Source organism: Vibrio celticus (genome assembly GCF_024347335.1).
In the GTDB taxonomy this organism is placed as follows: Bacteria; Pseudomonadota; Gammaproteobacteria; order Enterobacterales; family Vibrionaceae; genus Vibrio; species Vibrio celticus.
This window is the reverse complement of sequence record NZ_AP025463.1, coordinates 1,822,618-1,837,102: the sequence shown is the minus strand read 5'-3', so window position 1 is coordinate 1,837,102 and position 14,485 is coordinate 1,822,618. Positions and strand designations below refer to the sequence as shown.

General features: G+C 43.3%; 8 protein-coding genes. 7 read left to right on the top strand and 1 reads right to left on the bottom strand.

Annotation, left to right across the window (positions count from 1 at the left end; genetic code table 11):
* Positions 1-29 precede the first annotated feature (29 nt).
* Positions 30-1,826 carry an ABC transporter ATP-binding protein gene (locus OCV19_RS08540; RefSeq protein WP_017059690.1) on the bottom strand — a complete coding sequence of 599 codons (1,797 nt, stop codon included), beginning with the start codon at positions 1,824-1,826 and terminating at the stop codon, positions 30-32.
* 89 nt (positions 1,827-1,915) lie between these two features.
* Here OCV19_RS08540 and OCV19_RS08535 point away from each other — a divergent pair, with 89 nt between their 5' ends.
* From OCV19_RS08535 to OCV19_RS08505, 7 genes are all read left to right on the top strand, one after another.
* Positions 1,916-2,407, top strand: coding sequence for a GAF domain-containing protein (locus tag OCV19_RS08535; RefSeq protein ID WP_017059689.1), 492 nt, complete (start codon positions 1,916-1,918; stop codon positions 2,405-2,407).
* A gap of 97 nt (positions 2,408-2,504) precedes the next feature.
* The gene (proQ, locus tag OCV19_RS08530; protein ID WP_017057223.1) at positions 2,505-3,128 is read left to right on the top strand and encodes an RNA chaperone ProQ; all 624 of its coding nucleotides are present in this window, start codon (positions 2,505-2,507) and stop codon (positions 3,126-3,128) included.
* 17 nt (positions 3,129-3,145) lie between these two features.
* Positions 3,146-5,140, top strand: a complete 1,995-nt coding sequence (gene prc / locus OCV19_RS08525; protein WP_065677509.1) for a carboxy terminal-processing peptidase — start codon at positions 3,146-3,148, stop codon at positions 5,138-5,140.
* A gap of 275 nt (positions 5,141-5,415) precedes the next feature.
* Complete coding sequence (locus OCV19_RS08520; protein ID WP_050649895.1) at positions 5,416-6,099, top strand: hypothetical protein; 684 nt, start codon at positions 5,416-5,418, stop codon at positions 6,097-6,099.
* Between the two features lie 217 nt (positions 6,100-6,316).
* Positions 6,317-8,923: an aminopeptidase N gene (pepN, locus tag OCV19_RS08515; protein ID WP_065677508.1), complete on the top strand. Its 2,607-nt coding sequence runs from the start codon at positions 6,317-6,319 to the stop codon at positions 8,921-8,923.
* A 203-nt stretch (positions 8,924-9,126) separates the two neighbouring features.
* Positions 9,127-9,345, top strand: coding sequence for a DUF2835 domain-containing protein (locus tag OCV19_RS08510; RefSeq protein ID WP_004733645.1), 219 nt, complete (start codon positions 9,127-9,129; stop codon positions 9,343-9,345).
* A gap of 228 nt (positions 9,346-9,573) precedes the next feature.
* The gene (locus OCV19_RS08505; protein ID WP_065677507.1) at positions 9,574-14,415 is read left to right on the top strand and encodes an NAD-glutamate dehydrogenase; all 4,842 of its coding nucleotides are present in this window, start codon (positions 9,574-9,576) and stop codon (positions 14,413-14,415) included.
* Positions 14,416-14,485 lie beyond the last annotated feature (70 nt).

Below are 14,485 nucleotides of genomic sequence, written 5' to 3'. Positions count from 1 at the left end.
CCCGACTTAAAGACTCAGAGCCACAAACATCAGGCGTGCGATTGCACACTGCCGTAGAGTGTTTGATAGAGTCCTTGTTGTTCAACCAATTCACCATGTGTTCCCGTCTGTGTGACTTGTCCATCTTCTAAAACATAGATTAGATCGGCTTGTTTCACCGCTGATAATCGATGAGCCACTATCAAAGTTGTGCGATCTTTCAAAAACTCGCTCAACGCTTTATGCAGCGCTGACTCTGTTGCTGTATCGAGTGCAGATGTCGCTTCATCAAGAATAACAAACTTAGGATTGCTCAGCACCATACGAGCGATTGCTAAGCGTTGTCGTTGACCACCAGACAGTCGAACGCCGTTCCTACCAATTTGTGTATCTAAGCCATTACTCAGTTGCTTGATGACATCTTGCATTTGAGCGACTTCAAGTGCGCGCCACAACGACATTTCATCGTATTCAGCACCAAGGGTCAGATTATGCCTTAATGTATCGTTAAAGAGTATAGGTTGTTGTAAAACCACGGCAATTTGATTGCGTATTACATCAAAGCTAATGTCATCGGTTGTTTCACCGTTATAGCGAATGCAACCCGAGTCTGCTTGGTAAACCCCAATCAGCAACTGGATTAAGGTAGATTTACCACCGCCACTCGCGCCCACCAAAGCGACTTTCTTACCTGCAGGGATGTGCAGCGATAGCCTATTTAAAACAGTGTTTTCCAATGTGTAAGAGAATGTAACGTCTTCGATGTCGACGGTCACTTCTTGATCTTCAGTAAATGGGTTCACTTTACTAATAGGGCGCTTCTCTTCTTCTAACTGAAGAAGATCGTTGATGCGTTGCAGTGCAGCTTTCGCGCTATACCAAGAGAATTGAATCCCTAGTAGCTCTTGGACCGGGCCTAACATGAACCACAAGTAGCCAAATACTGCGAAAATCTGACCAATGGTTAAGTCACTGAATAACACCATTAGCATAGCGACGGCACGGAAAAGCTCGAAACCTAATAAGAAGAGTAGAAACGAAACACGGCCAGCAGCTTCAGATTGCCAAGCGTATTTGTCGGCATCGATTCTTACTTGGTTTGCTTGAACCTTAAGTTCATCGAGAAAGATACGTTCTTTATTCGCCGCACGCAGTTGGTAAATGCCATCTAAGGTTTCCACCAAACGGTTTTGAAAGCGCTCAAAAGATTGGTTTTCATACTTCTTAAGGTGTTTGACCCTGCTGCCTAGTTTACGGGAGAAATAAATTACAACAGGATTGACCAGTAAAATGAACAACCCTAAACGCCACTCTAGCCACAACAGCACGATCGCTGTCCCGAACACGGTCAGGAAGCTGATGATAAATTTAGAAAGGGTCGAGCCAATGAACTTATCTATTGTCTCTATGTCTGTTATTAGGTGGGCGTTGATACCGCCGCTGCCTTTGGTTTCGTATTGTCGAATACTGATGCGGCCAAGCTTATCTATCATCTTGCTGCGCATTTGATAGGTAATTGTTTTGGACACAAGCGTAAACTGACGCCCTTGCAGAATGTTCAGCGCTTGGCTAACGGAGCGCATGATAATCACTAACAACAAAGTTAGTGCTATATAGCCAGTTGGTGTTTGTAATGAAGATGGAAGTAGGTGGTTCATCATCTCTAAGCCTGAAGCGGGCTTATCAAGTAATACTTCATCAACCATTAATGGCATGAGCAACGGGATAGGGACACTAATGAGAGTTGCAAATATGGCAATAATGTTAGCAAACAGTAATTTGGACTTGTGTTTTTTTACTTGAGTTATTAACCAAGAACGGCTAATAGTGTCTTCTGAATTGTTCATTGTAATGAGAATAAGTCCTATTTAGTTTGATGGCCGCATTCTACTGCGTTCTCTTGATAATGGAAGTCTCAATTTAATTGGAAGTTAATATGAAAATAGAACATTACCAACGCTTAACCAAACAAGCCGTTGCATTAATTGAATCAGAAACCGATCTAACTGCTAATCTTGCTAATATCAGTTCATTATTATTCATGGAATTGGATGACTTGAATTGGGCGGGTTTCTATTTAATGAAGCAGGATTTAGCTAAGGAAAAAGACGAACTTGTACTGGGTCCTTTCCAAGGTCAACCTGCTTGTGTGCGAATTCCGGTCGGGCGTGGTGTGTGTGGAACTGCGGTTGCGACGAATACAGTTCAGCGCATTCATGATGTTCATGAGTTCGAAGGTCACATCGCTTGTGACGCTGCAAGTAACTCAGAAATCGTTATTCCGTTCTCGATTGGCGGAAAAATAGCGGGCGTTCTTGATATTGATAGCCCAAATGTTGGTCGTTTTTCTCAAATTGACGAGGACGGATTAACATTTTTCATGGCAGAAGTGGAAAAGCTGCTTAATTCGCACGCGAACAAGGCATAAATTATTCTCTTACTGTGGTTTTTCCCAAGCATCTCTCTATAATACGTAAAAATATTTTCTTAATGCTCGCGGAAAACCGCAAAAACCAGGAACCCACATGGAAAACACTGAAAAGTTAAAAAACAGCAAAGAAGTTATCGCATATATTGCTGAATGTTTCCCTAAATGCTTTACTCTAGAAGGTGAAGCGAAGCCACTTAAAATTGGTATTTTTCAAGATCTTGCTGAACGTCTAAATGAAGACGAAAAAGTAAGTAAGACTCAGCTTCGTGCAGCGTTAAGACAGTACACATCATCATGGCGTTACCTGCACGGCGTAAAAGCTGGCGCAGAACGTGTTGACCTAGACGGCAACGCGTGTGGCACACTAGAAGAAGAGCACGTTGAACACGCTAAAGCTACACTTGCTGAAAGCAAAGCGAAAGTTCAAGCTCGTCGTAAAGAACAAGCACAAAAAGCTCGTGAAGAAGGCAAAGCGAAACCTAAGGCGAAGAAAGCTCAACAGCCTCGTCGTCAAGCGCCTAAAGCACCAAAAGTAGAAAAGCCTGTAGAAACACGCGCTTTGAACGCTGACGAATTCATCGCTGGCAAAGAAGTAAATGTGAACATGGGTAAAGGAAACATGGCTGCGACCATTGTTGAAATCAATAAGGAAGATGTGCGTGTTCAGTTAGCAAACGGCCTACAAATGGTTGTTAAAGCGGAGCACTTGCGCGCTTAAAGGAGATACTCCTACGCATGAAATGCCGTTCAAAATTGACACTGATTGCTGCTAGCTTTTGGCTAGCAGCTTCAGCTCAGGCTCTTGAAGCCAAATTAGATCAGGACGATTTACCTCTACTCGCTCCTGAGGTCCAACACGAAACTGCTAGTAAACGTGTTACTTCTCGATTTACTCGTTCTCACTATAAACACTTCAATCTCAACGATGATTTCTCTCAAGCTATCTTTAATCGTTACTTAGAGATGCTGGATTATAATCGTAATATCTTCACTCAAGCTGATATTGACTCTTTCGCTGCGTCATCTACACAAATTGATGATCAACTGAAAGCTGGCAATAACCAGATTGCATTCGATGTTTATAATTTGTCTATGCAGAAGCGTTTTGAACGTTTTCAATATGCATTGTCTTTGCTAGATACAGAGATTAAGTTTGATACTGATGAAAGTATTGAGCTCAATCGTAGTGAAGCTGAATGGCCAAAAGATATTGCTGAAGTGAATGAGCTTTGGAGAAAACGCGTCAAATACGATGCGTTGAATCTAAAACTTACTGGTAAAGAGTGGCCAGAGATTCAAGAAGTTTTGGAAAAGCGTTACAACAATGCGATGAAGCGTATAACGCAATCGCACAACGAAGATGCTTTCCAAATCTACATGAACGCATTTGCGCGTGAAGTTGATCCGCACACCAGTTACCTTTCTCCAAGAAATGCAGAGCAATTCCAATCTGAGATGAATCTATCTCTAGAAGGTATTGGTGCTGTACTTCAGATGACAGACGACTACACCGTTATTCGATCTTTAGTTGCTGGTGGCCCCGCGTCAAATAGCAAACAATTGAGTGATGGCGACCGTATTGTTGGCGTTGGTCAAGATGGCGAAGAGATTGTTGATGTTATAGGCTGGCGTTTAGACGATGTAGTGCAATTAATTAAAGGACCGAAAGGGACTAAAGTTAAGCTACAGATCTTGGCAGACGGTAAAGATGCAAAAAGTCACGTTGTCACAATTGTACGCGATAAGATTCGTTTAGAAGACCGCGCTGTTAAGTCAGAAGTTATCGAGAAAGATGGCAAGAAGATTGGTGTACTCGAAGTACCAAGTTTCTATGTTGGTCTTTCTAAAGATACCGATAAACTGATCACCGAGCTTAAAGAGCAAGGTGTTGAAGGTATTATTGTTGATCTGCGAAACAACGGTGGTGGTGCACTAACGGAAGCAACCGAACTCTCTGGTTTGTTTATCAAAGAGGGGCCTGTTGTCCAGGTTCGTGATAGCTACGGTCGTGTCAAAGTGAACAGTGATACTGATGGTGAAATCAGTTACCAAGGTCCGTTAACGGTATTGGTGAATCGCTACAGTGCTTCAGCATCTGAAATCTTTGCAGCAGCGATGCAGGATTACGGTCGTGCAATCATCTTAGGTGAAAACTCTTTCGGTAAAGGTACGGTACAACAGCATCGTTCTTTGAATCATATTTATGATTTGTTCGACAAAGAGTTGGGCTATGTTCAATACACAATCCAGAAATTCTACCGAATCAATGGTGGCAGTACGCAAAACAAGGGTGTAGTACCTGATATTGCTTACCCAACGCCAATTGACCCAGCAGACACTGGTGAAAGTGTTGAAGACAATGCTCTACCTTGGGACAGCATTGATAAAGCAAACTACTCAGTGTTACAGCGTAACGATGAGCAAATTGCTGCTTTAACAGCTCAACACCAAGCTCGTATTGCGACAGATATGGAATTTGGCTTTATCGCGCAAGATATTGAAAAATATAAGGCAGATAAAGACGATAACGACCTTTCTTTGAATGAAAAGGTACGTCAGCAAGAGAGCGATGATGCGGATGCGCTTCGTCTAGATCGTATTAATCAACGTCAAAAAGCCGCTAAGTTAGAGGAGTTTAAAACGTTGGATGATATTCCTAAAGACTATGAAGCCCCGGATGCTTATCTTGATGAGTCTGTTGCTATCATGCTGGATATGATCAAGAAATAGAGCAAACGCCTGTTAAAAGGTGATTGTTTCAAGACGCAAAATTTAAAAAGCGAGCCTAGGCTCGCTTTTTTTGTGTCTATGATTTGACAGAAATATCTGATTGTAACCGTTTAGGTTGGCGCAAATAACAATCAATATTCAGGGTGATTTAGCTCTGTTTTGCGTTGGATAATGACATTTAAGTTACTTCGCACTTAAAATTTAGTGACTTAGATCATATTTTTTCGCTTTCTAATCATTACGTGCCTAAGCTTAAAGAAAACGAGGGGGCGCGTATGAAATGGATTCTACTAATTTTATCTTGTTTAAGTTTTGTTGCTTTTGGGAGCGAGGTCGCTTCGAACAGCCAAGAATCAAAAAGTGATAGTAATCTATCTCATTTTGACCTTCCTCTATTGCTTGGCGATTGGTATTTGATGAATCCAGATCCTGAGCAAGGCACTGAAAACTTTAGAGCAATCAAACTCACTCTCGATTCAAATTACTCATTCACTATCGATATCCAAAAGAAAGACTACAGTGTGGATCATTGGGAAGGTTTGTATAACGCCAATGAAGACACCATTATTTTGGGTTTGAATACTTCTGAGCCTCAGGTTTATGCGTACAGCAGTAATCATAATATGCTGAATCTTAACGGTGTTATGTTCACCAAAGCCTTGCCTAACGCCCTAGCTGGAATATGGTCAAGCGCCGAACTGTCTGGAAGCGATTTGCGTGCGAGTAACATTCAAAAAATGGATTTAGTACTTCAACCAGATTTTATCTTCATGTTCCGAGTGTCCGATGAAGAAGGGGGAGAAGTCATTCGTCGGGGTGTGTATTACACCGAGGGCGACCAATTAGTTCTACTTTACGAGAACGGCGAACACGGTACTCGTTACACTTTGAACAGTGATGTTTTGACGCTTCAAGGCGAAGAGGGAGACATGTTCGCGGTGCTTAATCGCATACGTTAAGGACGAGTTTTAGCCATAAAATCGGCTCGTTGAAAATATGGCACACAGTTCATTTCTTAGCCGTTCCTTTCTGATTTGATTGATAAAATAGCAAAACATGGAGGCATTTTCCTACAATGCCTCCTTTTTTTAATATTCCCCTTGTGTTCTTGGCGCTCAACCTTTAGATATATACAGTTAACAAATAATTACGTATAACGATCAAAAGGAACCCGTCATGGCACATACACCTCAAGCCAAGTATCGTAAAGATTATCAATCACCATCTCACACTATTTCTGAAATCGATCTTACTTTCGATTTGTACGATTCAGCATCCATCATTACGGCGGTGTCTAGTGTTAAGCAAGAGAAAGATAGCTCGACCTTAGTACTTGATGGTGAAGGCTTGAAGCTGGTTTCTGTTCTGGTAGAAGGTAAAGAGTGGACTCAGTATGAGCAGTCTGAAACTCAACTGACACTGAACGATCTACCACAAGAATTCACATTAACGATCGTGACTGAAGTCGATCCTGAAGGGAACAGTGCACTTGAAGGCCTGTACAAATCGGGTGGTGCTTTCTGTACTCAATGTGAAGCGGAAGGTTTCCGTCGTATCACTTACTACATGGACCGCCCAGACGTATTGGCAAAATTCACCACCACGGTTATCGCGGACAAAGCAGAAAATCCATTCTTATTAAGTAATGGTAACCGTGTTGATGAAGGTGAAGCTGAAAATGGACGTCACTGGGTGAAGTGGCAAGACCCACACCCAAAACCTGCTTACTTGTTTGCACTTGTTGCTGGTGACTTTGATGTACTTCGTGATGCTTATACTACGCAATCGGGTCGTAACGTTGACCTAGAAATCTTTGTCGACAAAGGCAACCTAGACAGAGCTAACCACGCGATGGTTTCTTTGATTAACTCAATGAAGTGGGATGAAGAGCGTTTCAACTTAGAGTACGACTTAGACATCTACATGATTGTAGCCGTTGATTTCTTCAACATGGGTGCGATGGAAAACAAAGGTCTGAACGTATTCAACTCTAAGTTTGTTCTCGCGAACGACCAAACTGCTACGGATACCGATTACCTAGGTATCGAAGCAGTAATCGGTCACGAATATTTCCATAACTGGACCGGTAACCGAGTGACGTGTCGCGATTGGTTCCAGCTGAGCTTGAAAGAAGGCTTAACTGTATTCCGCGACCAAGAGTTCTCATCTGATCTTGGCTCTCGCGCAGTAAACCGAATCAACAATGTTCGTATTATTCGCGGGCCACAATTCGCTGAAGACGCAAGTCCGATGTCTCACCCAATTCGTCCAGAAAAAGTGATAGAAATGAATAACTTCTACACATTGACTGTATACGAAAAGGGCAGTGAAGTGATCCGTATGATCCACACATTGTTAGGCGAAGACGGTTTCCAAAAAGGTATGAAGCTTTACTTTGAACGTCACGATGGTACGGCTGCAACATGTGAAGACTTCGTCGCGGCAATGGAAGATGCATCGGGTGTCGACCTATCTCAGTTCCGTTTATGGTATAGCCAGTCTGGCACGCCGACGCTGTCTGTTGAAAGTAAGTACGACGCAGAGAAGAAGCAGTACACGTTAACAACTCGCCAAGTAACAGCGCCAACTCATGAGCAAACGGAAAAGCAGGCTCTGCATATTCCTCTTGATATCGAGTTATACACGGCTGCGGGTGAAGTTGTTGAGTTACAATGTAACAGTAAGCCAGTTCATAATGTATTAGATGTGAAAGAAGCAGAGCAAACGTTCGTGTTTGAAAACGTTTCAGAGCAACCGATCCCATCATTACTTCGTGAATTTTCTGCGCCAGTGAAACTGGAGTACAACTATTCAGATGAAGAGCTGATCTTCCTAATGGTAAATGCACGCAATGAGTTCTCTCGTTGGGATGCGGGTCAAATGCTATTAGCGAAGTACATCCGCAGCAATGTTGAGAAGGTTCAACAGGGTCAAGAGTTTGAGCTTTCTGATTCTGTTGTTGATGCATTCCGTGGCGTACTGCTGAGTGATTCACTAGAGCCTGCGTTTATTGCAGAAATGCTTTCTCTACCAAGCCACAATGAAGTATCAGGTTGGTATGAGCGTGTTGATATTGATGCGGTCGCATCGGTTCTTAACTCAATGAAAGTCACACTAGCTGCAGAACTTGAAGACGAGTTAGCGGCGGTTTATCACAGCAACGCACTAACGGAATACACGATCGATCACGATTCGATTGGTAAGCGTACTCTACGTAAAGTTTGCCTAAGTTACTTAGCGCACACAGAACAGGGTAACGATTTGGTTGTTGCAATGTACCAACAAGCAAACAACATGACCGATACAATGGCAGCAATGGGTGCGGCAAACAGTGCGCAACTACCATGTCGTGAAACCTTGATGGCGGATTACAGCGACAAGTGGAAACACGATGGTCTTGTTATGGATAAGTGGTTTGCTCTACAAGGTACAAACCCAAGTTCCAATGCTCTTGAAGTGATCAAAGCATCGATGTCACATCAAGCGTTTAGTTTGAAGAACCCGAACCGAACTCGCAACTTGGTTGGTTCATTCTTAAACATGAACCCGGTTCAATTCCACGACAAGTCTGGTCAAGGCTATGCATTTGCTGGCGAGATCTTACGTGAGCTAAACAGCAGCAACCCGCAAGTGGCTTCACGTCTGATTGATCCACTACTTAAGTTCCGTAAGTTCGATGATGAACGCCAAGCTCTGATCAAAAAAGAACTAGAGACGTTAAAGAACATGGACAACCTAGCAAAAGACTTGTTTGAGAAAGTGACGAAAGCACTAGAAGCTTAAGTTAAACGCTCAATAAGATAAGCTGTTTGCTATAACGAAAGGCCATCAGTGGTAGAGAATATCTACCACTGATTTTTTGTTTCTGGTTCATCGAATTTTCGATAAGCTAGAGCAGTTTTAAGTTCAGTTTCAAGCTCAGCTTCACCGTCAGACATTCTAAAGTGCCAAAAAACACTGGCACTGTATATTTATACAGGTATCGTATGAATCGCTATATTTTCCAACTTAACATCTCATATCAGCAGTTTTTAGCCAGCTATTCTGGTGCGGCAAGTAAAGTTCAAGTGATAACAACAACAGGTTTACGTTTACAGTTACCTGCAACTCGATTCAGACCATTTCTTACACAAATAGGGGTTAGAGGACAGTTTAGGCTGACAACTGACCAAAAAAATAAGTTTATTAAGTTGGAAGCTCTGTAAACCTTGGCGTGCCTAGTGAGTTAAAAGGAATCTTAATCACATAATCAAACATTTCACCTCTTACCACCTCCAAAACAATTAACTATTTTTCAATAATGCTTTTACAATAAATGAATGCATTACCTTTGCTTAACTCGTTAGTAGAAAAGCGCTCAACGGCACGTTTCAAACACCAGATTAAGTGATCCCCCTAATAATAAAATATAATTCTAATTGTGGAGTGTGACTATGACCGCACGTGAAACTGTGGTTCCAGTTTTACTTGAAAAAGTTTACAAGCTGATTCAAGACAAACTTGACCTTGCTCATCGACCTCTCGTAACTCAACTTGCTCAACACTTGTTTAGTAACGTTTCTCACGACGATCTGACTCAGAGAAACGAATCCGATTTATATGGTGCTGTAGTTAGCTTATGGCATCACATCAATGAAAAGAAAGCCGACGAAATCTCTGTACGCGTTTTCAACCCGACGGTAAGTCGTCAAGGTTGGCAGTCTACTCACACTATCGTTGAGATAGTCGTTCCAGACAGCCCATTCCTTGTTGATTCTGTAAAAATGGCATTGACTCGCCTAGACCTTTCTTCTCACCTTATGCTTCATAACCCAACACAAATCTCTCGCTCAGATAAGGGCAGTGTTGTCGGTGTTAGCAATAACGAAGGTGCATTCCAATCGCTTTTCCATATAGAAGTTGACCGTCTTAGCAGCAAAGCTGAAATGACAGCGCTTAAAACGGAACTGCTGGATATATTTACCGACACGAGCTTAGTCGTGAACGATTGGTTGAAGATGGTTGAAAGACTTGAAGAAGTGACCAATCAAGTTGAACAGCAAAAAGAGACCATTCCAGTAGACGGCCAGCGCTTTGATGAAACGTTGGCTTTTCTTCGTTGGTTAGGTGAACACAACTTCACATTCATGGGTTATAAGGAATATGACCTAGTTTCAGTTAACGGCGACACTGAACTGCAACCGACCAAGGAGCAAGGTCTTGGTTTGTTTGCGAATTCAGATCGTGTACGTAACGTTAAGTTGTCTGAGTTTTCTGATTCGGCACGCCTTGAAGCGAAAAAGCCTTATGTACTTATTGTAACCAAGGGCAACACGGCTTCACGCATTCACCGCCCAGCTTACAACGATTACATCGGTATTAAGAAGTTCGATAAGAACGGTAAGGTCATTGGTGAGCACCGCTTTACTGGTCTTTACACGTCTGCTGTTTATAACCAAACCGTTGAAACGATTCCTCTTGTTCGTGAGAAAGTAGACCGAATCTTAGACGCGAGTGGTTACCGTGAGGGTTCATACTCTTACAAAGCACTGCACAACATTCTTGAAAACTACCCACGTGATGAATTGCTTCAAGCTCGAGAAGAAGAGTTACTTGAAGTGGGTACTGGCGTAGTACAAATGCAAGATCGCGATCTTCTGCGTCTGTTCGTTCGCAAAGACCCGTTTGGCCGTTTCTTTAGCTGCATGGTTTACGTAACAAAAGATCGTTACAACACTGAGCTTCGTCGCCAAACACAACGCATCTTGAAGCAGTACTTTGGTTGTGAAGAAGAGGTTGAATTCACAACTTACTTCTCTGAAAGCCCACTGGCGAGAACGCACTATATTGTTCGTGTTGATAACAACAACATGGATGTGGACGTGAAAACAATTGAGCAAAATTTAATGGAAGTATCGTCTACGTGGGATGACCGCCTGTCTGAATCAATCATTGCAAACTTCGGTGAGAGCAAAGGGCTTCCATTGTCGAAAGAGTACATGCGTGCATTCCCACGTTCGTACAAAGAAGACATGATGCCAGGTTCTGCAGTTGCGGATATTGAACGTTTAGAAGCACTAAGTGAAGACAACAAATTGGGTATGCTTTTCTACCGTCCTCAAGAAGAGGCGGCAGATTCTAAAGCAGTTCGTTTGAAGTTGTTCTACCACAGCGATGAGCCAATTCACCTTTCTGATGTGATGCCAATGCTTGAAAACTTCGGCCTACGCGTTATCGGTGAATCACCTTATGAAGTGCGTAAAACTAATGGTGTGACATACTGGATCCTTGATTTCTCGATGTTGCACAAGAGCGATAAGACTATCGATCTTCGCGAAGCGCGCGATCTTTTCCAACAAGCGTTCGCAGCAATTTGGGCGGGAGAGTTAGACAGCGATGGTTTCAACCGCTTGGTATTGGGCGCTGGTCTTTCTGGCCGTGAAATCTCAATCTTACGTGCTTATGCTCGCTACATGCGTCAAGTTGGTTTCCCATTCAGCCAACAATACATTGAAGACACATTGTCTCATTACCCAGAGTTAGCGAAAGGGTTAGTGAGCCTATTCGGCAAGCGTTTTGACCCGAAACTGAAGGGCAGCGTGAAAGGCCAACAAGATCTTATTAAGAAGATCACTGAACAATTAGATCATGTAGAAAGCTTGGATGATGATCGTATCATTCGTCGCTACATGGAAATGATCACTGCAACGCTTCGTACTAACTACTACCAAGTAGACGAGAACAAGCAGTCTAAACCTTGGTTGGCTCTGAAAATGAGACCAAGCGAGATTCCAGATATCCCAGCGCCGGTTCCTGCGTTTGAGATCTTCGTTTACGCACCAGATATTGAAGGTGTGCATCTACGTGGCGGTAAAGTAGCACGTGGTGGTTTACGTTGGTCAGACCGTCAAGAGGACTTCCGTACTGAGATTCTAGGCCTAGTTAAAGCGCAACAAGTTAAGAACACGGTTATCGTACCGGTTGGCGCTAAAGGTGGTTTCGTTTGTAAGCGTCAACACATGATGTCTGGCCGAGACGAGATCTTTGCTGAAGGCCAACGTTGTTACAAGCGCTTCATCCGTGCATTGCTAGACGTTTCAGACAACATCATTGAAGGTGAGGTTATCCCACCTAAGAGCGTTGTTCGTCACGATGAAGATGACCCTTACTTGGTTGTTGCTGCCGATAAAGGCACCGCGACATTCTCAGATCTAGCGAACTCAGTAGCTGAAGAGTACAACTTCTGGTTAGGTGATGCGTTTGCATCGGGTGGCTCTAACGGTTACGACCACAAAGCCATGGGTATCACGGCGAAAGGTGGCTGGGAATCGGTTAAACGTCACTTCCGCGAAATGGGTATCAACTGTCAAAGCACAGACTTCACTGCAATTGGTGTAGGTGATATGGCAGGCGACGTATTTGGTAACGGTATGTTGCTATCTAAGCACATTCGCTTACAAGCTGCGTTTAACCACATGCACATCTTCATTGACCCGAATCCAGAATCAGCATCAAGCTGGGTAGAGCGTGACCGTCTGTTTAATCTGCCTCGCTCAAGCTGGGAAGATTACAATAAAGAGCTGATTTCTCAGGGTGGTGGCATCTTCTCTCGTCGAGCGAAGTCTATCTCTCTAACACCTGAAATTCAGAAAATGCTGGGCACCAAGAAAGCATCAATGGCACCCAATGACTTGATCAAAGCGATCTTGTCTATGAAGGTTGATCTACTTTGGAACGGCGGTATTGGTACTTACGTTAAGTCTTCTAGTGAGACCCATACCGATGTGGGTGACCGTGCCAATGACGTGCTACGTATCGACGGCCGTGACCTGAAAGCTAAGGTTGTTGGTGAAGGTGGTAACTTGGGTATGACTCAGTTGGGTCGTATTGAATACGCTCTAACGGGCGGTCGAGTTAATACTGACTTTGTTGATAACGTTGGCGGTGTAGATTGCTCGGATAACGAAGTTAACATTAAGATCTTCTTGAATGGCTTGGTGTCTAATGGTGATCTAACCGTTAAGCAACGTAACCAAGTTCTTGAATCTATGGAAGACGAAGTAGGCGAAATCGTACTAGACGACGCTTACTGCCAAGCTGAGTCTATTTCTGTTACTGAGCATCAAGGTGTTGGCTTAGTGAAAGAGCAAATCCGCTTTATCCACACTATGGAAAAAGCAGGGTATTTAGACCGTGGTTTGGAATACATCCCAGATGACGAAACGCTGCTAGAGCGTGAGAAGCAAGGTCAAGCACTAACAAGACCAGAGCTATCAGTATTGATCGCTTACGGTAAAATGGTTCTAAAAGAAGATCTTGTGAGTGATGATATTGCGAATGATGAGTTCCATACTCAACAATTGATGCAATACTTCCCAACAGAGTTACGCCGTAACTACTCTCAACACATGGATAACCACCCACTGCGTGCAGAGATCATTGCGACTGCGCTTGCTAACCAAATGGTTAACGAGATGGGCTGTAACTTCGTGACTCGCTTGCAAGAAGAGACGGGCGCAAATATCGTTGATATTGCGAATGCTTACGCGGCATCACGTGAAATCTACGGTTTGGGTAAGGTATTGAAGAGCATTCGTGAACTGGACAACATCTCAAGTTCTGAAGCTCAATACGAATTGCTTTACCATGTACGTCGTACGCTTCGTCGTCTAGCTCGCTGGTTGCTAAGAAACCGTACCGGTAAACAGTCAGTGAATGCATTAATTGAGCTTTACCAAGGTGATGTGGCTGCGATTACTGAAAAACTGGACGAAAACCTAGTAGCTTCAGAAGTAGAGGAGCATCAAGCAATGGCTCAACTTTGGATTGACCAAGGTGTAAACGCTGAGTTGGCTAATTCAGTGGCTCGTTTGTCTAGCCTGTACTCAGCACTGGATATATCCACAGTAGCTCGTGAAACAGGTAAAACAGTACAACAAGCGTCTAAGCTTTACTTCAACCTTGGCGACCGTTTGTCACTGCACTGGTTCTTGAAGCAAATCAATAGCCAAGCTGTAGACAACAACTGGCAAGCACTGGCGCGTGCAGCATTCAGAGAAGATCTGGATTGGCAGCAACGTCAGTTAACTGGCCAAGTACTTAACTGTGGTTGTGCTTCAGACATCGATGTGATTAAAGCGCTTGATGACTGGATGGAAAGTAACTCTGTTTCTCTACATCGTTGGGAAAGCATCTTAAACGAATTCAAAGTGGGTTCTGTTCATGAGTTTGCTAAGTTCTCAGTAGCACTGCGTGAATTGATGCTGTTGAATCTAAACTGCATGTCGAAAGACTAGTCACTAGATAAGACAAAAACTATAAGGGCAGGCCACAAGGTCTGCCTTTTTCGTTTCGGTAAAGTGGAAA